21 protein-coding genes are annotated in these 20,518 nt (G+C 68.7%); 7 read left to right on the top strand and 14 right to left on the bottom strand.

From position 1 onward, the window contains the following. Positions 1-59: 59 nt before the first annotated feature. Positions 60-359, top strand: a complete 300-nt coding sequence (locus ACIRRA_RS33315) for a DUF6191 domain-containing protein (RefSeq protein ID WP_402776525.1) — start codon at positions 60-62, stop codon at positions 357-359. A gap of 48 nt (positions 360-407) precedes the next feature. Here the strand turns inward: ACIRRA_RS33315 and ACIRRA_RS33310 are convergent, their stop codons facing one another. After that, positions 408-1,301: a DUF3515 domain-containing protein gene (locus ACIRRA_RS33310; protein WP_402776523.1), complete on the bottom strand. Its 894-nt coding sequence runs from the start codon at positions 1,299-1,301 to the stop codon at positions 408-410. Between the two features lie 171 nt (positions 1,302-1,472). Between ACIRRA_RS33310 and ACIRRA_RS33305 the strand changes: the two genes are divergently transcribed. Genes ACIRRA_RS33305 through ACIRRA_RS33295 form a run of 3 tightly spaced genes read left to right on the top strand, consistent with a single transcriptional unit; the run spans position 1,473 to position 3,427 of the window. Then, complete coding sequence (locus tag ACIRRA_RS33305; protein ID WP_402776521.1) at positions 1,473-2,408, top strand: thiamine-phosphate kinase; 936 nt, start codon at positions 1,473-1,475, stop codon at positions 2,406-2,408. Positions 2,409-2,455: 47 nt separating this feature from the next. Continuing rightward, on the top strand, positions 2,456-3,133 hold the full coding sequence (locus tag ACIRRA_RS33300; protein WP_354837984.1) for a uracil-DNA glycosylase: 678 nt from the start codon (positions 2,456-2,458) through the stop codon (positions 3,131-3,133). Between the two features lie 33 nt (positions 3,134-3,166). Beyond that, positions 3,167-3,427 carry a hypothetical protein gene (locus ACIRRA_RS33295; protein ID WP_402776519.1) on the top strand — a complete coding sequence of 87 codons (261 nt, stop codon included), beginning with the start codon at positions 3,167-3,169 and terminating at the stop codon, positions 3,425-3,427. Here ACIRRA_RS33295 and ACIRRA_RS33290 read toward each other — a convergent pair. Further along, entirely contained in the window at positions 3,411-3,947 is a 537-nt protein-coding gene (locus ACIRRA_RS33290; protein WP_402776517.1) for a GNAT family N-acetyltransferase, read from the bottom strand. The two genes, ACIRRA_RS33295 and ACIRRA_RS33290, sit on opposite strands and share 17 nt — an antisense overlap. Positions 3,948-4,019: 72 nt before the next feature. After that, positions 4,020-4,211, bottom strand: coding sequence for a 50S ribosomal protein L28 (gene rpmB / locus ACIRRA_RS33285; RefSeq protein WP_011210730.1), 192 nt, complete (start codon positions 4,209-4,211; stop codon positions 4,020-4,022). Positions 4,212-4,550: 339 nt separating this feature from the next. Between rpmB and ACIRRA_RS33280 the strand changes: the two genes are divergently transcribed. Both ACIRRA_RS33280 and recG read left to right on the top strand, forming a co-directional pair. Then, a complete protein-coding gene (locus ACIRRA_RS33280) occupies positions 4,551-6,269 on the top strand; it encodes a DAK2 domain-containing protein (protein ID WP_402776571.1) in 1,719 nt (572 codons plus the stop codon). Beyond that, the gene (gene recG, locus ACIRRA_RS33275; protein ID WP_402776515.1) at positions 6,270-8,540 is read left to right on the top strand and encodes an ATP-dependent DNA helicase RecG; all 2,271 of its coding nucleotides are present in this window, start codon (positions 6,270-6,272) and stop codon (positions 8,538-8,540) included. A 4-nt stretch (positions 8,541-8,544) separates the two neighbouring features. Here the strand turns inward: recG and ACIRRA_RS33270 are convergent, their stop codons facing one another. From ACIRRA_RS33270 to ACIRRA_RS33250, 5 genes are all read right to left on the bottom strand, one after another. Further along, positions 8,545-9,270 carry a hypothetical protein gene (locus ACIRRA_RS33270; RefSeq protein ID WP_402776513.1) on the bottom strand — a complete coding sequence of 242 codons (726 nt, stop codon included), beginning with the start codon at positions 9,268-9,270 and terminating at the stop codon, positions 8,545-8,547. A 97-nt stretch (positions 9,271-9,367) separates the two neighbouring features. After that, positions 9,368-9,589 (bottom strand): DUF397 domain-containing protein, encoded by a 222-nt coding sequence (locus ACIRRA_RS33265; protein WP_402776511.1) that lies wholly within the window; start codon positions 9,587-9,589, stop codon positions 9,368-9,370. Between the two features lie 323 nt (positions 9,590-9,912). Next, positions 9,913-10,044 carry a hypothetical protein gene (locus tag ACIRRA_RS33260; RefSeq protein ID WP_402776510.1) on the bottom strand — a complete coding sequence of 44 codons (132 nt, stop codon included), beginning with the start codon at positions 10,042-10,044 and terminating at the stop codon, positions 9,913-9,915. Between the two features lie 184 nt (positions 10,045-10,228). Next, positions 10,229-11,650 (bottom strand): short-chain fatty acyl-CoA regulator family protein, encoded by a 1,422-nt coding sequence (locus ACIRRA_RS33255; RefSeq protein ID WP_402776508.1) that lies wholly within the window; start codon positions 11,648-11,650, stop codon positions 10,229-10,231. 217 nt (positions 11,651-11,867) lie between these two features. Then, positions 11,868-13,082: a DUF445 domain-containing protein gene (locus ACIRRA_RS33250; protein ID WP_402776506.1), complete on the bottom strand. Its 1,215-nt coding sequence runs from the start codon at positions 13,080-13,082 to the stop codon at positions 11,868-11,870. A 110-nt stretch (positions 13,083-13,192) separates the two neighbouring features. Here ACIRRA_RS33250 and ACIRRA_RS33245 point away from each other — a divergent pair, with 110 nt between their 5' ends. Then, positions 13,193-14,110, top strand: coding sequence for a helix-turn-helix domain-containing protein (locus tag ACIRRA_RS33245; RefSeq protein WP_402776504.1), 918 nt, complete (start codon positions 13,193-13,195; stop codon positions 14,108-14,110). On the opposite strand, the gene ACIRRA_RS33240 is transcribed toward ACIRRA_RS33245, so the two are convergent. The 6 genes from ACIRRA_RS33240 to ACIRRA_RS33215 form a co-directional block, all read right to left on the bottom strand. After that, positions 14,073-14,249 carry a DUF1737 domain-containing protein gene (locus ACIRRA_RS33240; protein WP_402776502.1) on the bottom strand — a complete coding sequence of 59 codons (177 nt, stop codon included), beginning with the start codon at positions 14,247-14,249 and terminating at the stop codon, positions 14,073-14,075. The two genes, ACIRRA_RS33245 and ACIRRA_RS33240, sit on opposite strands and share 38 nt — an antisense overlap. Before the next feature lie 36 nt (positions 14,250-14,285). After that, positions 14,286-14,822, bottom strand: a complete 537-nt coding sequence (locus ACIRRA_RS33235; protein ID WP_402776500.1) for a hypothetical protein — start codon at positions 14,820-14,822, stop codon at positions 14,286-14,288. Between the two features lie 131 nt (positions 14,823-14,953). Next, positions 14,954-16,483: a serine/threonine-protein kinase gene (locus ACIRRA_RS33230; protein ID WP_402776498.1), complete on the bottom strand. Its 1,530-nt coding sequence runs from the start codon at positions 16,481-16,483 to the stop codon at positions 14,954-14,956. 74 nt (positions 16,484-16,557) lie between these two features. Beyond that, entirely contained in the window at positions 16,558-17,757 is a 1,200-nt protein-coding gene (locus tag ACIRRA_RS33225; protein ID WP_402776496.1) for a hypothetical protein, read from the bottom strand. After that, entirely contained in the window at positions 17,754-18,941 is a 1,188-nt protein-coding gene (locus ACIRRA_RS33220; protein ID WP_402776494.1) for a hypothetical protein, read from the bottom strand. The genes ACIRRA_RS33225 and ACIRRA_RS33220 overlap by 4 nt, the downstream gene beginning before the upstream one ends. 61 nt (positions 18,942-19,002) lie before the next feature. Beyond that, positions 19,003-20,202 (bottom strand): hypothetical protein, encoded by a 1,200-nt coding sequence (locus tag ACIRRA_RS33215; RefSeq protein ID WP_402776492.1) that lies wholly within the window; start codon positions 20,200-20,202, stop codon positions 19,003-19,005. Positions 20,203-20,518: the final 316 nt, after the last annotated feature.

Here is a 20,518-nt window from a genome sequence, read left to right as displayed (position 1 = left end):
GTTCGTATGCGACCTGCGAGCGACGGCGGCCGCCTCGGGCCGCGCGTAGCCTCGATCAGGTGATCGTGGCTCTGACGATTCCCGGCCTGGCACTGCTGATCATCGCGGTGGCCTTCGCCGATGTGGCCTTCCGCAGGGTGACCGGGCGCACCGCGCTGCCGTGGATGCGGGCCGAGCACGGTGACCGCAGCGCGGCAGCCATCGGCCTGGAGCAGTTCGACGCGGCGTTCAACTCCGCCAAGCGGCACGAGATGGAGCAGCGGCAGTCGGTGCTGATGCACCGGGAGAATCCGGGCGACGGGGACGAGGGCGTGGATGTCGACCTCACTGCCGGGAAGGCCATCCTCCGCAAGCTCTGACGGATGGAGCACGCACCGACAGATATATATCTGTCGGTCCGGCTGCCGTCAGTTCGGGATCGGGTTCGGGTCGATCGGCTTCTGCGGGATCGTCTGCTGGATGGCCGCCGAAATGTCCTGCAGCGGACCGGGTCCGGCATTGTCGGGCATGGTCAGCGCTATATAGACGCCCCGGTCCACCGCCCAGTAGGTGCCGGAGGTGACACCGCTGGTCTGGTCGCGCACCTCGAACCAGTTGACGCCGGTGTCCCCACTGGCCGCTCTGCTGGTCTGAATCTGGTTCATGCTCGAGGACTTGACGAACTCCAGCGGCCGATCCAGGCCGCAGCGCACCACGATGGGATCGCCGCCGTCCGGCAGCTGCCAGGCGTGCGTGGCGGGCGGCGCGGGCTGCACCAGCTCGGAGGTGGTGTAGTCGCCGATCTTGTCGGGCAGCGCGGGCATCAGGGCGGCGCACTCCGGGCCGGACGCGGTCGGCGCGGGCACGGCGCCCAGGACCAGCGGGTCGCGGCTGTGATGACGATTGGCCAGCACGCCCATGACGAGCAGGCCGACGACCAGCGCGACGGGGAGGGCGACGGCGGTGGCGATGAGCGCGGGGGAACGGCGGACCTGATAGCCGTCGTCCGATTCCTGGCTCGCCGCAGCCTCTTCGACGGCGTCTGCGTCTGAATCCTTCGACCCCGTGTCGTCCGAGTCCGACGCCGAGGTGTCCGAGTCCTTCGACGCCGAGGTGTCCGAGTCCTTCGACGCCGAGGTGTCCGAGTCCTTCGACGCCGAGGTGTCCGAGTCCTTCGACTTCGCGGCGTCGGCGGTCTCTCCCGCCGTAGCGTCCGTGGTCTCCGCCGCCGTGGCGTCGGCAGCCTTCGCCGCGTCGGCGTCGGTCGCGTCGGTGCGCTCCGGAGTCGTGTCCGGTTCGGTGCCGCGGGTGTCGTTGCTCATCCGGTCGTCGGTCCCCGATCGTGGCGTGCCGGGCACGCGTCCCGGCTGCTGGTCGTCGATTGCGGGTTCGAGGGTACCGTCGAGCGGTCAGGCGTCCGCATCACACTCGTCCCGAAGGAGACCGCCATCACCGCCAGCAGCAGGCCGCAGTCCGTTCCGGCCGCCCGCACCGTGGGCGAGCTCGGGGAATTCGGGCTCATCGCGCTGGTGAACCAGGGGCGGACGCAGACGCCCGGGGTGCTGCTCGGTCCGGGCGACGACGCGGCGGTGATCGCCGCGCCCGAGGGCCGGTTCGTGGTGACCACCGACATGCTGGTGCAGGACCGGCACTTCCGCACCGACTGGTCGAGCGCGCACGATATCGGCCGCAAGGCCATTGCCCAGAACGCCGCGGATGTGGTCGCCATGGGCGCGGTGCCCAGCGCCTTCGTGGTGGGCCTGGGCTGCCCGTCGGACACCCCGGTCGAATTCGTGCGCGCGCTGGCGGACGGCATGTGGGCCGAGGCCGGGCGGGCCGGAGCCTCCATCGCGGGCGGTGACATGGTGCGCAGCCCGCTGCTGATCATTTCGGTGACGGCGTTCGGCGATCCGCGCCGGGCGCCCATCAAGCTGTCGGGGGCGCGGCCGGGCGACGTGGTGGCGGTGGCCGGGCGGCTGGGCTGGTCGGCCGCGGGGCTGGCGGTGCTGACGGCCGGGGCCGATGCCGCCGAGTTCGCGGACGCGGTTGCCGCGCACCGGGTTCCGCGGCCGCCCTACGCGGCGGTGCTGGAGCTGCCGGACGCCGCGGAGATCACCGCGCTGACCGATGTGTCGGACGGGCTGCTCGCCGATCTCGGGCATATCGCCGAATCCTCCGGTGTGGCCATCGATCTGGCGACGGCGGCGCTGGCCGATCCCGGGCTGGCGGCGGTGGGGAAGGCACTGGGCGTCAACCCCCTCGACTGGATTCTGGTGGGCGGCGAGGACCACGCATTCGCAGCGACTTTCGCCGATTCGGGCGATTTGCCGGAGGGCTGGGTGCGCATCGGACAGGTCCGCGCAGGCGCGGGCGTCACCGTCGACGGCACCCTCCGGTCCGGACCGGGCGGTTGGGAATCCTTCGCATAGCCGGGTCCGGTACCGCGATGAAACTCGACACGATAAGTTTTCCCGACATGGGTGCGAAACCACTGTCGGAAGTCATCGATACGGGCTGGGCCGAGGCCCTCGAGCCGGTGACCGACCGCATTGCCGCGATGGGTGAATTCCTGCGAACCGAAAACGCCGAGGGGCGTGGCTATCTCCCGAAGGGGGAGAACGTGCTGCGGGCTTTCCAGCGGCCGTTCGACAAGGTGCGGGTGCTCATCGTCGGCCAGGATCCGTATCCGACTCCGGGCCATCCGGTGGGGCTGAGTTTCTCGGTGGCCCCGGATGTTTCGCCCATCCCGCGCAGTCTGTCGAACATCTACTCGGAGTACTCCAAGGATCTCGGCTTCCCGACGCCGTCCAACGGTGATCTGTCGCCGTGGTGCGATCAGGGGGTGCTGATGCTGAACCGAGTGCTGACCGTGCAGCCGGGCCAGCCGGCCTCGCATCGCGGCAAGGGCTGGGAAGCGGTGACCGAGCAGGCAATTCGGGCGCTCGTGGCCCGGGACCAGCCGCTGGTGGCGATTCTGTGGGGCCGCGACGCCTCGACGTTGAAGCCCATGCTGGGCAGCACTCCGTACATCGAATCCGCCCATCCCTCACCGCTGTCGGCTTCGCGAGGATTCTTCGGTTCTCGGCCTTTCTCCCGAACCAACGAATTGCTGGGTACCCTAGGGGCCGCGCCGGTGGACTGGCGTCTGCCGTAGCGCTGAACCGTTACCTGATTCAGGAGCATGTGTATGCAGAAGAAGACTGCCCGTGGTGTTTTCGTCGCGCTGGCCGCGGGCGCGGCGCTGGCCGCAGTCCCGGCCGCCGCGAACGCCGAGCCGTTGACGCTGGACCCGTACGTCCCCGACGCGAAGACCACCACGGTCACCCCGGTCGGCAGCCTGCTCGACACCAATAGCGTGAGCGGCCTGTCGTCGAATGTGACCTCGCGCCTGGCGTGCGTGGTGCAGTCGATCAGCCAGCAGGTGGACTGCATCAACGGCGCGGCGTGATCCCGGGCGTCGGGCGCCGGTCCTCGTCGCGCGGCGCCCGGCGCACCATCCGCACTTGCATTGCGGGAGTGAAGGCTTCGACTCGACGTTCCCCGTCGAGTTCGAAGCCGTACTTCTTGTAGAAGGCCTGCGCGCGCGGGTTCTCCTCGAACACCCAGAGTGAGGTGTCGGCGTCGTCCGACAGCACCGTGCGCATCAGATCGTCGGCGAGGCCGGTGCCGTAGTAGGCAGCACGCACGTACATGGCATTGAGTTCCCGTGGCGTGGGCGAGTTCTCCTCGGCCGCGAGGCCGGCGGCCGCGAATCCCACCACGGTGTCGTCGACGACGGCGACCCACACGTGCCCCGGATACTTCACCCGGACCCGGTCCCAGGCCGCGGCGCGCTGATCCACATCGAAGGCGTCCAGCACGTGCTGGGGGATCAGGCCCTGATACGCCTCACGCCAGCAGGCGACATGGCAGGCCCCGAGACTGTGGGCATGCTCGGGCCCGAGCGGGACCACCTGCCATTCGCTCATGCGTCCTCCCATTGATGACAAAAGCCCCGGACCACCCATTCCGGGTGCCGGGGCTTCTGTGGAAAAGCTGATTCAGCCGCGAACGACCTTGCCCGCCTTCAGACAGGAGGTGCAGACGTTCATGCGGCGGGTGTTGCCCGGGGCAACCTGGGCGCGCACGGTCTGGATGTTCGGGTTCCAGCGACGGTTGGTGCGCCGGTGCGAGTGCGAAACCGACTTACCGAAGCCGGGGCCCTTGGCGCAGACGTCACAGACGGCAGCCATAGTCGCGAGCTCCTTCATGTCATAGTGGGACGCGCTGCACGGTGCGCAGCGTGTCCGAAAGCCTAATGTCTTGGACGTACCTACCAGCGAATTGCTGGTGAACGCGGGCCGATACCTGAGAGGGCAGGACCGTGCCTGCGTGAGGCAACCGCACAAGAGTAGCCAACCTCGCCCGGGCGTGTCCAATCAGCCCCCGTGCACGGTTCCGTATGCGCTGTACGAATGCCAGGTGGCGGCGTGGTGTCGGTCGCCCCGACTAGGCTGGCGGCCGGGATTCCACGACGTGAGAGGACGGTGACGGTGCCCGGGGTAGCGGACGCGCTCGACGGTCACGAGGGCCTGGATGGAACTGCCCTGCTGAGGTGGGGCCGGCTCGCCCTGACCGCCCTGGAACGCCACCGGGACGAGATCAACGCCCTCAATGTCTTCCCCGTCGCGGACTCCGACACCGGCACCAATCTGCTCGGCACCATGCGGGCAGCCGTCCACGGGGCCGAGGCCGTGCACGCGGAAGCCGAGGCGGTGCACACGAACGAGCCGGAGGTGTCCGCTCACGCGGTTACCGCGGCCATGGCCAAAGCGGCGACCATCGGAGCGCGGGGAAACTCGGGGATCATCCTGTCTCAGGTGCTCCGCGGGATAGCGGACGCGGTGGTCACCGGGCCGTTGACCGAGCGGGCGCTGCGGGTGGCATTGCGGCAGGCCGCACGGCTGGTGCGGGAGGCACTGAGTTCTCCGGTCGAGGGGACCATGCTCACGGTGCTGGATCGGGCTGCCGAGCGGGCGTCCGACTGTACGGAGCGGGAGCTGGTCGCGGTGGCGCTGGCGGCGGCCGATGGAGCGGCCAAGGCATTGGGGGAGACGCCCGCGCAGTTGGGTGTGCTGCGTGAGGCCGGGGTGGTGGACGCTGGGGCGCGCGGATTGCTGGTTCTGCTGGACGAATTGGTGGCGGCGGCCGGGGGCAGCGCACCGACGCGACCGGCTTACCGCCGCGGCGCACCGGAGCAGCGGGAATCCGCGATGACAGTCGTGAGCGCCACGGGCGATCTCGACGCGGGCATTCCGGGCGCGGGGCCGGAGACGCCTGGCGTGACGGCGTCGAATCCGGTTGTCGCGGTAGTGGATTCGGCTGTGAGCGGCTCGGTCGGCCGAGCGGGGGTGGCCGCACCGCACTACGAGGTCATGTTCCTGGTGCGCGGGACCGATGAGCGGCGGATCGCCGCCCTCCGGGATCGGCTCGGTGCGCTGGGGGATTCGGTGGTCGTCGTGGGGGACGGGTCGCAGACCTGGTCCGCGCACGTGCACTGCGCCGATGCGGGCGCGGCGGTCGAGGCCGGGCTGGAGACGGGGGCGCTGAGTGGGATTCGCATCGAGACGCTGACCGTGTCCCCCCACGCTCTCGGCGGGACGGATCGGGCGATTCTGGCGGTGGCGACCGGGGTGGGCGCGGTGCGGCTGTTCGAGGACGCGGGTGCGGTGGTGCTGGAGGGGGAGGTGACGGCGGACGTGCTCCTCGAAGCGATTCGTGCGGTCCGGCAGCGGGAGGTACTGGTGCTGCCGAACGGGGCGCTGCCCGCGCACGAGCTGGTGGCGGTGAGCGTGGCGGCGCGGGACGGGCAGCGGGAGGTGCTGATGCTGCCGTGCGGGTCGATGGTGCAGGGGCTGGCGGCGCTGGCCATGCACGATACGGGGCGGGCCGCGGCGGACGACGCGTTCGCCATGTCGGAGGCGGCGGCCGGGACACGGTGGGGGGCTTTGCGAATGGCGCCGGAGCGGGCGCTGACCATGGTCGGGATGTGCGAGGCGGGGGACGGGCTCGGGCTGGTGGGCCACGATGTGGTAGTGATCGATTCGGATGTGCGGGCGGCGGGGCGCACCCTGCTGGACCGGATGCTCGGGCTGGGTGGGGAATTGGTGACCATGCTCATCGGATGCGATGCGCCGGAAGGACTTTCCGCAGATCTGGCCGGGCATGTGGCCGCGGGTTTCCCGGGTGTGGAAGTGGTGGTGTATCCGGGCGGGCAGGCCGGTGACCTGGTGCAGATCGGGGTGGAATAGATGGCGACACTGGCGGATCGGCTCGACCACGTGCTCGGGGTGAAGGCGGCCGAGGGGCTGCAGGAACACTTCGACATGCAGACGGTGGAGGACCTGCTGCGGCACTATCCGCTGCGCTACGCCACCCAGGGGCAGCCACTCACCGAGGAGGCGCCCGAGGAGGGCCAGCACATCACGGTGATGGGCCGGGTCGCCAAGACCGAGCTGCGGCCCATGAAGAATCGGCGCGGCAGCCTGCTCAAGGTGAACCTGGACACCGGTGGCGCGCGCCCGGTGGAGATCACCTTCTTCAATGGCGACAAAGTGCGCTATCTGGTGAAAGAGGGTGTGCGGGCCATGATGTCGGGCACCGTGCACTGGTGGCGGCCCGACCGCTGGAATCTCTCGCACCCGGACTATCTGATCCTGCCGGAAAAGGGTGACGGGTCGATCGAGGGCCTCACCACCGTGCGCGGCGGCGGCGCGCTGCGCGGCCTGGCGCAGAGCGCGAAAGGCGCGGGGGGAGTGGATGTCTCGTTCTTCGAGCGCGAGTTCATCCCGGTGTATCCGTCGACGGCCAAGGTGCAGAGCTGGGATCTGCTGCGCTGCATCCGTCAGGTGCTCGACCAGCTCGACCCTATCGACGATCCGCTGCCGGAAGCACTGCGTACCGAGCACGCGCTGTTGCCGGTCTCCGACGCGCTGCGCCTGATCCACCTACCCGAGCACAAGGCCGATATCGAGGCCGCCCGCGGCCGTTTGCGTTTCGACGAGGCCATGGCCCTGCAGCTGGTGCTGGCCGAGCGCCGCCATCAGGTGGAGGGCCGGGCCGCCAAGTCGTGCCCGCCGCGGACCGACGGCATCGCGGCCGCCTTCGACAAGCGGCTGCCGTTCGAGCTGACCGAGGGCCAGCGCACGGTCATCGACGAGATCTCCGCCGACCTGTCGCGCAGCCATCCCATGCACCGGTTGCTGCAGGGTGAGGTGGGTTCGGGCAAGACCATCGTGGCCCTGCATGCCATGCTGCAGGTGGTGGACAACGGCCAGCAGTGCGCGCTGCTCGCGCCGACCGAAGTCCTTGCGGCGCAGCACTATCGGTCCCTGACGAAGATGCTCGGCGATCTCGGCAACGCCGGGGAGCTGGGTGCGGCCGACCAGGCCACCAAGGTGGTGCTGGTGACCGGCTCCATGTCGGCGGGCCAGAAGAAGGCGGCCCTGCTGGACGCGGTCACCGGCGAGGCGGGCCTGGTGATCGGCACGCACGCCCTGATCCAGGACAATGTGGAGTTCTTCGATCTGGGCATGGTGGTGGTCGACGAGCAGCACCGCTTCGGCGTGGAGCAGCGGGATGCCCTGCGCGCCAAGGCCAAGGACGCCGCCAGCCCGCACCTGCTGGTCATGACCGCCACCCCGATTCCGCGCACCATCGCCATGACCACGCTGGGCGATCTGGAAACCTCTGTGCTGACCCAGCTTCCGCGCGGCCGTTCCCCGATCACCTCGAAAGTCGTTCCCGCCAAGGTGAAACCGGCGTGGGTGGATCGGGCGTGGGAGCGCATCGGCGAGGAGGTGGCGCAGGGCCGTCAGGCCTATGTGGTGTGCTCGCGCATCGGCGACGAGGAGGAGAACGGAAAGGGCAAGGGCCGCAAGGCGAAAGCCGAGGAGGAGAAGGAGGGGCCCACCACCCACTCGGCGGTCGACATGTACGAGATGCTCGGTTCCGGGGCCTTCAAGGAACTACGGGTGGGCCTGCTGCACGGTCGCCTGCCGGCCGATGAGAAGGACCGCGTCATGCGGGCCTTCAATGACGCCGAGATCGATGTGCTGGTGTGCACCACGGTGGTCGAGGTCGGTGTCGACGTCCCGAATGCCACGGTCATGGTGATCGTCGACGCGGACCGTTTCGGCGTGAGCCAGCTGCATCAGCTGCGCGGCCGCGTCGGCCGGGGCAAGCACGCGGGCCTGTGCCTGCTCATCACCGAGACCAATCCGATGGGAACGGCCATGGCCCGGCTGGAGGCGGTCGCGGGCACCACCGACGGTTTCGAACTGGCGGTGCTGGATCTGCGGCAGCGCCGCGAGGGCGATGTGCTGGGCGCGGCGCAGTCGGGCACGGCTCGCAGCCTGCGCCTGCTGTCGCTGCTCGACGACCTCGAAGTCATCACGGCCGCACAGCAGCTGGCGCGCGAGATCGTCGAGTCCGATCCGGGCCTGCGGAACCATCCCGGCCTGGCGAGCATGATGCGCGCGGCCGTGGACGGCGAACGCCTGGAGTTTCTGGCCAAGTCCTGACGGGTCAGCCGTCCGTGGGCTCCGGGGTCAGCTGCGCCAGCTCGCGCCACCGGGCGAGTTCTTCGTCGTGCGAGCCGCTGAGCGTGGCCTCGGTGACGTCGACCGCGGCCGCGTCATCGCTGTCGCCGTCGCGGGTGAGCAGCAGCAGCGGCCAGGTGGGCCGGCCGGGTTCGGCCCCGTCGAACGGCTGCCAGGTCCAGGGTCCGCCGAAGCGCCACGCGCGCCCGCCGGCGTCGGCGACCTCGTCGCCGATCTCCAGGAAGGCGTATGGGCGGAACCGTAATTCGACGCGCCGCGGGATGTCGTCCTCGGGATCGAACACGGCGCCCTGATCGTCGAGCTCCGGATCGAAGGACTGTCCCGCGCGCAGGTAGACGACCTCCCGTCGCGGCCGCGGCAGCCACCCCGTCACGCGCGGCGGATCGAAGTGCCGCACGGCGACGACGTGTACGACGGTCGGCGGAATCCCGATGCGGCAGCCGGCCTCCGCGGTGAGTTCCGCCGCCGCGGGCTGGATCCGGAACACTTCCCGTTCCCATCCGGGCGTGTCCGGTCCGGCAGCCACCGCCACCACGCCGTTCCACCGCACCCCGTCGCTCGCCGGATCCACGGCCCACCACGGCCATTCGACGAAGACATCCTCCGCCGTCAGCTCGATCACCCGCGCATCGGTGAACGGACAGGACAGCTCGAGGATGTCGCCAACCCGGTATTCGAACGCCACAGCCACCGAACCTAACCCGTCCCGACCCTCGCCGTCGTATTCCGTGGGACCGGCCGGTCTCGAGTGCCCATAGCGGACAGGTGGGTGCGGCGTGTCCGGAAAGTCAGCCGGCGGCGGGGAATTCGTCGGCCTTCACGCCCTGGATGAAGGCTTCCCACTCCCGGACCGTGAAGAGCAGCACCGCTCCGTTGCGGCCTTCCTTGCTGTGAGCGACCACGATGCCGCGGCCGGGCCAGTAGCCGACCTGGACGGAGCTGCCCTGGGGGCCGCCGGCCGCGCTCGTCCGCAGCTGGAGTCCTGCGGGCAGATCTGCCTGGGTGATCATGGGGGCGGTTCCTTTCGTCCTTTCACAGGTCGGTTCGGACGCGAGGCGAGGAAGAGCAGCCGGGGTCCGCGATGCGGGACAGCGCCGTCTGGCATCGGCTGAACGAATGCGAACACGGGACCCGGAGACAGCCGGATGACCGATTGTTCGACGGTGTTCACACTACCGGGTAGCTGCTGGGAGCGCGCCCGATCGATTGCAAATCGGTGACCCGTCATGGGGATTCAAGATCGACGGTTCACTACGGGCACAGACACGTTCGCCCGTACGGAATTCGGCGGTGCCGTCCGTATGAGCGAACAGGGATGCTGCCGGGCGTTTTCTCACACCTCGAGGTCCTCCTCGATGCCCAGTTGATCGATGGTGCGCATATTGGCTCCGACCACCTCGGTGTTGCCCGCGGCGGCGATCTGGAGATCCAGTGCTTTGAAGCTGCCGAGCATGCCGAGCGCCATTGCCGCTGTTGTAGTCGACCACGGCCGCGCCGATGGCGCCGTCGATCACATTGTCCATGATCGTCCTGGGTAAATTCGGCGAGAATTGCCCGCAGCTGGTATCGCGCCATGGCGAGATTGCCGGTGTCGCTACAGGGGAACTCGGCGGTAGCCGAGCGGCGGCTCGGCTACGGATGCGGGAACCTCAGCGGGGCATGCGGGGATACGGCAGATCCGAACTGGTGTGCTCACTGATCGCCAGCGGCCGCCCGATCTGCGGGAAGGCGCGCTGGGCGCAGCCGGGGCGCTCGCACACCTTGCAGCCCGCGCCGATGGGCGCGGCCGCGGCCGGGTCGTCCAGCTCCAGGCTGCGCGAATACACCAGCCGGTCGGCGTATTCGATGTCGCAGCCCAGCCCGATGGCGAATTCCTTTCCGGCCGAGCCGAATCCGGTCGGGGTGGGCGCCGTGGTGCGGGCCACCCACAGGTAGCGCCGCCCGTCGGGCATGGCGGCGATCTGGGACAGCATGCGGCCGGGATGGTTGAACGCCTCGTGCACCACCCACAGCGGACAGCTGCCGCCCACCCGGGAGAAGTGGAAGGCGGTGGCGGACTGGCGTTTCGAGATATTGCCCGCGCGATCGGTGCGGATCAGGAAGAACGGCACCCCGCGCTGGCCCTGCCGCTGCAGGGTGCTGAGTCGATGACAGACGGTCTCGAAGCCGACCTCGAAGCGCAGGCTCAGCAGGTCGATGTCGTAGTGCAGCTCCTCGGCGGAGCGCAGGAACTTGCTGTACGGCAGAATGAGCGCGCCGGCGAAGTAGTTGGCCAGCCCGATCCGGGCCAGGGTGCGGGATTCGCCGGTGAGCGAGGGACTTTCGTCGAGAACCTCGTCGAGCAGGCTGCCGTGCAGCAGGAAGGCCAGGGTGGTGGCGATCTGGAAGGCGCGCTGCCCGGGCCGCAGCCGCCGGGCCAGGGTGAGGGTGCGGGTCTCGGGCTCGTAGCGGCGCTTGGGGATGTTCGGATCGGCGCCGTCGCCGCGGACCAGGACGGTGACCCCGGCGCGTTCCTCGGCGACCCGGGCCAGTTGCCGGTCGAGGGAGCCGATGGTGAGCCCGTTCTCCTCGAACAGCCGCTCGGCCGCGAGATCCAGCTGGGCGATGTGATTGTGGTGATCGTAGAAGAAGTCGCGCACGTCCTCGTAGGGCATGGGGACACCGGGTGCGCCGGTGGGGGTGGCCACCTTGGAGGACAAGAGATCCAACTGGTCGGTCGCGGCGCGTAGTCGGCGGTGCATGGCCACAACGATTTTCGCGACCTCGGGCATGCGGGTGGCCAGGTCCTCGACCTCGGCCACCGGCGCGGCATTGCCGCCCGCGGCCTCCACCAGGATCTCGTGCAGGTCCGAGACCAGCCGCGCGTCGGAGTCCGCGGCGAAGAACTGCACATCGAGATCGAAGGTGGAATTCAGTTTCAGCAGCACGGGAATGGTGAGCGGCCGCTGATCACGCTCGAGCTGGTTGAGGTAGCTGGGAGACAGGTCCAGGGATTTGGCCAAGGCCGCCTGGGTCATCCGCCGTTCCTCGCGCAACCGCCGTAGTCGGGCGCCCGCATACATCTTGCGCACGTGCAGGATGGTACCGATTCGGCTTCGCAAACATCGCAATTTGAGGAGACTCGCCGCAACTTTGCCGACTCTGCGTGGCACTTCACCATGGCGGCCGTCCTGCGTAGCATGCGAATTCGGTGCTATGGCCGGTTTTGCGCGCGAATCCCTATGGTACGACCAACCCGACGCCGCCGAGGAGGAACGAGGTCCGGAATGTGTGCCGAGATCGGCGGGCTCACCCCAGAATCAGGTGAACCTGGAGTTCGCCGACCAGAAACCCGAGCACCGCGCCGATGGCCACCAGCTTCCATTCGTCCTGTTTGAACGCCGGGCGCAGCAGACCCTCGTACTCGTCGTCGGTGAGTTGCTTCGTCTTCTCGATGACGAGGTTGCGCACATCGAGGGCCTCGATGGCGTGCTGATCGAAACCGGAGTGTGCGGCGGCCTTGACGTGATCGAGCACGAAGGTGACCGCATCGCGTTCCAGGGCGGTGTAGCTGTCGCGCGCGACCATCAGCATGAGCGGGCGGGCCGGGCCGGTCTGCAGTTCGAGGAAGTCGCTGACGTGCCGGCTCAGCAGGGATGCCAATCGGTCGGCGCGCTCGCCATTGAGGACGGCCTCGAGAATGCGTGCGGGGGTGAGGATCTCGGTGGCAATGAGATCGCCGTAGTCGGTGCAGACCTGCTCCCGGCGCTTGTGGAACAGGCCCTGCCACTTGAACGGTCCGATACCGACTGGGCGGATCGGGCGGAAGATCATCTGCAACGCCAGCCAATCGGTGATCAATCCGGTGAAACCGCCGAAAGCGGGCATGAGCAAAGGGGAGTGGGTGAGCGCCCAGGTGATCATCTGCACGAAGCCCAGCACGGTGCCGAAGATCAGGCCCGAGCGCACGATGAAGCGCAGCTCGTTGCGGCCCACCCGGCGCACCATCTCCACCAGCAGTGACTTGTCGTCCACCAGCGCGCTGATGGCCATGCCGCGCAGATCCATCACCTGGTCGATATTGGTGCGCAGGTCGTAGACGATGTCCTCGATCAGCTGCGGCAGATCCCGTTGCGCGCGTTCGATAATGGCGCGCTGGGCGGCGTCGGGCATGTTCACCCAGAGCCGCGGCTGATGCTTCATCATCATGGCGCGGACCATGTAATCGACACCGACGTCGAGGGGTTCGCGCAGCCGCGTGGTCAGCTCGGCGACATCGATGCGGGCGATGATGTCCTGCGGATCGATGAGCTTGCCGAACATGAGATCGACCGCGATGGTGGCCATGCGCGGCGCGGAGCGCGGAATGACACCCTGCCAGCCCAGCCACGGTGGGATGCCCTTGAATTCGAGCGGATACATCAGCATCTGCACGGCGACGATCTTGGTCACCCAGCCGATGAGGGCGGCGACGAGCGGGATGGAGCAGTACAGCAGCCAGTGGTCGGCAAAATCCGCGATCACGACCCGATCGGCCCCTGTGTCCCGGTGGTTGCCATGCCCTGCTCCTCGGTGCAATTATTCGTACTCAGCCGTGCGGCTATTTGTGCCGCGGCTCAGGCTAGGAGACCTGCGTGCCCACTGGCAAGACCGAGAGCTCACCGCCCACCCAGCGCGTGATCTCCATCGTGGAATTGCTCGCCGCCCAACGCGACTCGCTCACCTCGGCCGAGATCGCCGACAGCCTGGACCTGAACCGCTCCACCACCGGAGCGATCCTGGCAGCGCTGGCCGAACGCGGGTGGGTGCGCCGGCTCCCCGATCTGAGCTATGAACTCGGCGCGCGGCTCGCCTCCGTCGGGGCGCGGGCCGCCGCCGGCCAGCAAGATCGTGCCTGGTTGGACCGGGAATTGGCGAGGCTGGCCGATTGCGTCGACTGCGGTGCGGCACTGACCGCGCTCAGCGGGGGTCACCTGAAGTTCGTCGCCGTCACCCGCGACCGCCTCACCGTGGGAATGGAGTCGGGCGTGCGGATTCCACTGCTCGCGCCGGCGGGGGCCGCGATCATCGCCCACACCGGCGCGGCCCGCCAACGGGATTGGCTCGATACCCGAGGAGCCGACCGACGTGACGAATATCGCGCCGTCCTCGACACCCTGCGGAGCGCCGGCTACTGCGCCTGGCGGCTGGAAGCCGACAGCCTGCCCGGCCTGCGGGTCCTCTCCGAGGTCGCCGATCACCTCGCCGAACATCCGGGGAGCAAGGACCTGCGGGGAAAGGTGCTGGCGCAGTTGGCGACCTTCGGCGGAAGCGCCTACGACCAACAGACATTCGACAGCGACGCGACACTGCCGCTGAGCTACATGAGCGCCCCGGTGTTCGATGCCCGCGGCCGGGCGGTCATGGAATTGCAGATCGGCCCCCTGCGCGAGGACGTCACTCGCGCCGAACGCCGCCACTACCTCACGGAGTTGTCCGCGGCCGCGCGTCGCATCGGCGACGGGCTGGAGTCCGTCATTTCTCGCCCAGTACCACCGCCTGCGCGGCGATGACCGAGTTGCCATCGAACGTCACCGCGGGCGAGCCGTACAGCCGGTAACCCTCGTCCAGCAGTGCACTGATCCGCTCACAGAAGGTCGCGTCGTCGGGGCCGGTGATCAGGCGGTAGCGCAGTCGCGGTTGCTCGGTCATGCCGACAGCCTAGGGCGGCCGCCCGACGATCGGGCGCTACTGCATCTCGCGGGTGATCGCGATGAGGAACTGAATGGTGTCCTGCACCTTCTGATCCGTCATCCGCAGCGGGACCGAACTCGTTGTGGCGATCTTGTCGTCGATGGCGAGCATGCCCTCCCAGGTGCCGACCCGGGTCAGGTAGCTGTCGTCGGGGGTTCGCCAGACGTCCTCGCCGAAGCCGTCCAGGCGCTGGTAGCGGTCACCGGTGGGGTCGGTGTGGTCGGGCTTGCGCATATTGCGCACCGTCAGCCACGCGACGTACGGGGCGCGGCGTTGCAGGTTCAGGTAGCAGGATCCGGTCATGCCGATGGCGGCATCGATGGTGCCCTGGCTGAGTTCGGCCACCTGCGCGTCGGGGACGCCGAGCGTGTTGTGGAAGAAGTCGGTCATCCGGACGCACAGATCCCGGTTCGAGTGCGCGGAAGGCGTTGAGCCAGGGTCGGTTCGGGGTGCGGGGGACGAGCCGCATCCCGCGAGCACCAGCACGGCCACGGCCAGCAGGCATCGGACCCCCCACTGCTTTCCGATCACCTCGACCTCCTGTCCGGGCCGGAGCGTAACAGGGCCGGCGGGTCCGGCCAACCACGGTGGCGCAACTGCGCCGGGCCGCCCATCAAGCGCCACAACAACTCTCGATTCAGCGGACCGTGACCGGTGCCGGATCAGAGCACCTTCACGATCGCGGGCACGACCTTCTGGACCAGGACGTCGGGGGAGCGGTCGGTCCAGGTCTGGAAGGACTGGACGGTGGCGGGATCGTCGATGATCACCAACCTGGCGTGGCTGAGGCTGGAGGAGAGGAAGCTGCTGGGCAGGCCGCGCAGGCCACCGTTGCCCGCCTGCTGGTCGGTACGCACGACGATCACGACGTCGACGTCGGGGACCGAGGCGTCGGACGGGGACAGGGGGCGCGGCGACGTCTCGCCGGGCTGGGCGCGGTAGTCGGTGCTGTAGCGAAAGCCGATGTCCACCAGGAACTTCGCCTGATCGCTGGTGTCCAGGTCGGCGGAGAGACTGCCGTCGCCGAAGTTGAACGCGGCGACGGTCTTGTTCTGGAAGGTGGGGTGGGCGGAGCGGACCTGATCCAGCGCATCGGTGTGCACGGTGGTGGTCGCGGCGGTCGAGCCGCCGGACTCGTGGTTGCTGGCCAGGAAGGCGGCGACGCCCGAAATGCCGAGCAGCGCAACGATCGCCGCGATGGCCGGAGCGAGCCACCGCCGCCGGCGCGGGGCGGGCCGCAGCGAGCCGATCCACACGGTCGGCGGTTCGTCCCCGGCACTGGGGCGGACGGCGATCGGCGGGGCCGCGACAACCGGTGCGGCGGAAGGTATCCGGCCCTGCAAGGCCAGCGCCGCGTCATGGGTGAAGTCGTGGCAGGTGGCGTAGCGGTGGTCCGGATCCTTGGCCAGCACCTTGGCGATGACCGCGTCCAGCGCAGGCGGCAGATCCGGGCGCAGCGGGCTCAGCGCGGGTGGCGGCTCCTGGAGGTGACCCAGGGTGGCCTCGGCCAGGGAGGTCACCGGGAACGGGGTGCGGCCGGTGAGCAGCTTCACGAACGCGCAGCCCAGGCTGTAGATGTCGCCGCGATGGTCGAGCGGCCCGGCGACCAGGCGTTCGGGCGGCGCGTAGGCCAGCGTCGCCATCAGGCTGTCGGTGGCGGTGAGCTCGCGGCCGTCGGTAATCGATTTGGCCACACCGAAATCGGTGAGCAGTACCCGCTCCTCGCCGCCGAGCTTGTCGTCCGGTTCACCCGGTGAGAGCAGGAAGTTCGCGGGCTTCACATCCCGGTGCAGCAGCCCGCGCCGGTGCGCGTAGTCGAGGGCCTTGCCGACCTCGGTGATGATGCGCAGCGCCCGCTGCGGCGTCATGGCGGCGGGGTTCTTCTTCAATTCCACAGCGGCGTCGGTGCCGGGCACGTACTGCATGGCGATCCACAGCCGCCCGTCCTCCTCGCCACGCGCGTAGACCGTGACGATGTTCGGATGATCCAGTTCCGCCGCCAGATTCGCCTCGCGCTCGAACCGCGCCCGGTAGTGCTCGTCGTGGGACAGATCGGCGCTGAGCACCTTCAGTGCGTCGAGCCGCCGCGGGAACATCGGATCCTGCACCAGATACACGGTGCCCATCCCGCCACTGCCGAGCACGCGGATCACCCGGTGGCCGCCCACGATCGTGCCGGGCCGCAACGGCATGGACATCCTCCCTCAGCACTGCCGGGATCCCGACCCTTACGAATTTAGCAACGATCGTCACACCCGGCCCGGCATCAGATGTGCCCGTATGCCAGTAGCTCGTACTGTGCCGAAAGTCGTTGGCGCAGATCCTGGGACTGGTCGGCGAACACCTCGGCCACATAGTGGTCGTAGGGCAGATAGCACGTGAATTTGGCTCCGGCGGTGTTCTTCTCGTCCTTCAGCTGCAGGCACCGGGCGGTCGCCAGGCCGGGCGGTGGGTCGATGGGTTTGTACCGGTCGCTCAGCTCGTCCACGAAGGCGCCGGTGAGCCGTTGCGCGCCGGCCGCGTCCCGGGCCCGGTAGAGGCCGCTGAGTGCGTGCGCCACCAGGTCCACCCCGTTCTCGTCGAAGGCGCGCCGGGTGGCCGCCGGCCGATCGTCGAGGGTCAGGGCGGCGTGGGGACCGTACAGTCCCTCGGTCGCCCAGATCTGGCCCTTGCCCGCCGGCAGGGTGCGGGCGAGCAGATCCTCGGGATCGGTGGCCAGCCCCGCGAGCTGATCCAGCGGGGTGGGCCGGTAGTCCCGCATGGCCTCGATCGTCTTGTCCAGCACCAGTTTCGTCGTGTCCAGCAGGGCCCCGGGACCGTCGGGCACCGTGAGGTCGTCCTCGACGTAGAGCCAGTAGAGGTAGCCGTCCTGCGCGTAGGTGGCCTTCACATATTCGAGCGAGGTCAGCGCGGCCCTGGCGGTGGGATACCCGGGAATCTGCAGCGGACCCTTGTCCGGGTACTCCGGGTTGGCCAGTCCGACAAGGAAATTCGCGGCCACCGCGGCTTGCTCGGGCTTCGCGAACCGCAGCACCGTGATGTCCACGTTCAGCCCGAGCGTGGTGTCGGCCCGATGCCGCCCGCCCGACTCCCAGCCCGAGATCAGGCCCGGCGCTTTGTCATTGAAGTTGTCGATGCTGATAGGCGGGTAGTCCGCCGTGATCGCGTGCGCGGAATTGTTGAACACCAGGCGGTTGTCGATGTCCAGGGCCAGCGGCACATGCTCGGCCATCCGGATCGACTCCTGCAGGAGATCGCCCACCGTGATGTCGGGCTTCTGGTTCGTGATCGCGCGCGGGACGACCGGGTAGTTGCCCGGATCCAGTTGGGAGGCATCGACGATCGCGGCCTTCGAGGCGGGTGTGGCGGGTTCGCGGTGGTCGGAACCGCACGACGCCGCGAGGGCGACCGCCAGCGTCAGCAGGGCCAGGCGGCCGGGCACGGTTCCGGTGCGTGCCGTGGTCATGACTGTCCGCCCTTGGCCAGCATCGAATACTGCGCCGACACCCGTTGCGGGAATGAGGCCGGTGCCCCGCCGCTGAAACGCGCCGCCGTCCCGATCACCGCGACATACCGGCCGTACACGACCGCGCAGATGTAGGTGTACTGGCGAATCGGCTCTGGTTCGTCGAGCTGGATACAGTGCGCGTCGGTGATGCCGGGCGGATTGGGGAATTCGTCGTCGTCGCGGCCCAGCGTGGTCAGCGCGGCCTGTAAACCGAAGGCGGCCGCCAGGTCCCGGGTGCGGTAGACGGTCGCGGCATTGCGGGCGACCAGATCCACCCCCGCCGCCGCGAACGCCCTGCGGGCGGCGGCGCCGTCGCGTTCGTAGTGCAGGGCTCCCGCCGGGGTGTAGACACCGCCGTAATTCCATCCCAACTGGTCGGCATCGGAGGTGTCGTACTTGTTCGGCAGCGTCAATCCCAGGATGTTGCCGGGGTTGATCGGCAGATCGGGGAGGTCCTCCAGCGGCGTGGGAGCCAGATCGGCCATCCGAGCGAGCTGGGCCTGAGCCATGGTCCGCAGCCGCACCCCCAGTGCGGCGGGATCGGCCTGCGGGATCACGGCGTGGCCGACGATTGCGTACACGCCGTGCACCGCGAAGACCTGCCCCTTGGCATCGGTGATCGACGACGCCCGCGCGTCGACGCCGTCGATCGGAATCGGGTGCAGCCCAGGGGCGGCCAGCGCATCGGCAAACCCGTCGATCGCGGCCCGGGCGGCCTGCTCGGTCGGGAACCGCATGACCGCCAGGGTGATGTGCTTGCGCGCCCGGACACTGTTGTTGTTGCGCCAGATGTACGCGCCCGCGATCATCCGGTTGTTCTGCGCGACAGCCTGCCAGGCCCTGGGGAAGGGCCCGTTGGTGTCGTCGAAGTTCGCGTCGGAGGTGTCCAGCACCCGGGCTCCGCCCAGATACGTGACGTCCGGATCGATTTCGTCCGGGCCGACCAGATAGGTCATCATGCGGCGCGACTCGATCTGGTACGCGTCGGTGGCGACCGAGTACGTCGGGGCGTACTCGATCGGGGCCGAAGGATACGGTCCGACAACGAGTTTCGATAAGTCGGCCGGTGTCATGCCGGGAATCGGGTGACCCGGAACCGTCGACGACGCCGCCGCGATGCCCACCACCAGGACTGCGGTCACCGCCGTCACGATCGACAGAACCGTTCGCGGCCTGCGGAATTCGCTGATTCGCCTCACGCCGTCACCTGCTCGTCACCAGCACGTATTCGGCCGAGGTCTTCTGATACAGCTCCGGCACGTTCAAGGCGCCGACCTGCACGGTGTACCGGTCCACGTGGAAGTTGCACTGGTTGGCGACCACATTTCCGTGGTCCAGCACCGCGAAACAGCCGATGTCGCCGGGGAAACCCGGCGGTGGGGCGATACTCCGGCGATCGCCGGAGGTGTCCTTGGACGGATCCCATCGGCCCCACAACGCCCGGGCCGCCGTCCCGGTCCGGCTGTGGAACACCAGCGCGTCGCCGTAGCCGACCAGGTCGATGTCGCCGACCGTCAGGAAATCGAGGTCGCTGTCGGTCAGGCTCTGCAGCGCACCACGGCCCGTGTACACCCCGTCCGGGTCCGGCCGCATGGGCTCCTCGGGATTCGTCGGCAGGGTGCGGCCGAGAATGCCGTCCGGATCGAGCGGCAGGTGCTCGAACTTGTCCGCGGGCGTGGGCTGGAACCGGTCCAGCAGCGGCAGCGCCACGTCCAGCATCCGTTCGGTCCGGGCGCTCAGGTCGGCCAGGTCCGGCGCGGCGGCCATCTCGTCGACCACCTTGATGAACACCACATAGCGATCGTGCACGGTCCAGGAGCCGATCGAGGCCACGTTCGGCCGCCAATGCGCCTTGCTGCCAGGGTATTTCGGCAGGGTGACGGCTCGGTTGTCGACGTTGTAGGTGAAGTCGTCGTGCTCGAGCGCGGGTCCGACGGCCGCGGCCCGCCCGGCGTCCGGCAACTCCAGCACCGCGATGCTCAGCCTGCGGTGCTTGTCGTCGGAATCGGATCCGGTGCACCAGGTATCGACCCAGCCGCCTTGCAGATCGTGGGCAACCTCGTCGAAGGTGTCGTTGATGAGGATGTCACCCAGGCCCTTGTGATTGGTGACGATGTGCGGGCGGACGTCGTTGGAGCACTCGTAGGCGTAGTCCCTGTCGGCCTCGAACGGCAGCGCCACGTAGTCCGACAGCCGCTGTGACTCGCGGATGCGGGATTGCTTGTCGGTCTTGGCATTTCCCACCACGCGCGGCGTGACCTGATAGTTGCCGACCTCGAGGCTGCCCGGATCGGTCTGCTGCCGCACCGGTTGCCCGGGAACGCTGGTGGTACAGCCGGTCGCGGCGGCGAGCACGACCGCGACACCGCACAGCAGCGGCGCGCGCCACGCGAACGATGTCACCGTCCCCTCCTCGCGCCGGATTTTACCGGCGCGCAAGCCTTCTCGCGCGGCTTTGGCCGCCGGGGGTGTGGTCTCGGACACGATCGCGCGGCAATCCGGCCACCGGGATGTCTCGGCGCGCGCCCGCGCCGCGGTTGGCCGCGGGGCCGCAATCCTTAGCATGACGGCAAATTCCGTGGTCGGAGCGACGCAACCCTCACCGGCAGGGATGTATCGCGGTGATTAACACAAATTCGCAAGCGGGAAGTCCGTCCTGTGAAGATTGCACCGAACGGGACTTCGATGCCCGATCCGTATCTCCGGGCAGGTACCTTCT

This window comes from Nocardia sp. NPDC101769 (genome assembly GCF_044766925.1).
Classification (GTDB): domain Bacteria; phylum Actinomycetota; class Actinomycetes; order Mycobacteriales; family Mycobacteriaceae; genus Nocardia.
Note: the sequence above shows the minus strand (reverse complement) of the source record. Positions and strands in the feature narration are given on the sequence as shown.

Excerpts from the sequence above, each read along its gene's own strand:
- ACIRRA_RS33240 (WP_402776502.1), bottom strand. The coding sequence starts at position 14,249 with ATGACCGAGCAACCGCGACTGCGCTACCGCCTGATCACCGGCCCCGAC.
- ACIRRA_RS33265 (WP_402776511.1), bottom strand. The coding sequence starts at position 9,589 with ATGATCACCCAGGCAGATCTGCCCGCAGGACTCCAGCTGCGGACGAGC.
- ACIRRA_RS33260 (WP_402776510.1), bottom strand. The coding sequence starts at position 10,044 with ATGGCGCTCGGCATGCTCGGCAGCTTCAAAGCACTGGATCTCCAGATC.
- ACIRRA_RS33230 (WP_402776498.1), bottom strand. The coding sequence starts at position 16,483 with ATGCCGTTGCGGCCCGGCACGATCGTGGGCGGCCACCGGGTGATCCGC.
- ACIRRA_RS33290 (WP_402776517.1), bottom strand. The coding sequence starts at position 3,947 with ATGAGCGAATGGCAGGTGGTCCCGCTCGGGCCCGAGCATGCCCACAGT.
- ACIRRA_RS33300 (WP_354837984.1), top strand. The coding sequence starts at position 2,456 with ATGGGTGCGAAACCACTGTCGGAAGTCATCGATACGGGCTGGGCCGAG.
- ACIRRA_RS33295 (WP_402776519.1), top strand. The coding sequence starts at position 3,167 with ATGCAGAAGAAGACTGCCCGTGGTGTTTTCGTCGCGCTGGCCGCGGGC.
- rpmB (WP_011210730.1), bottom strand. The coding sequence starts at position 4,211 with ATGGCTGCCGTCTGTGACGTCTGCGCCAAGGGCCCCGGCTTCGGTAAG.
- ACIRRA_RS33225 (WP_402776496.1), bottom strand. The coding sequence starts at position 17,757 with ATGACCACGGCACGCACCGGAACCGTGCCCGGCCGCCTGGCCCTGCTG.
- recG (WP_402776515.1), top strand. The coding sequence starts at position 6,270 with ATGGCGACACTGGCGGATCGGCTCGACCACGTGCTCGGGGTGAAGGCG.
- ACIRRA_RS33310 (WP_402776523.1), bottom strand. The coding sequence starts at position 1,301 with ATGAGCAACGACACCCGCGGCACCGAACCGGACACGACTCCGGAGCGC.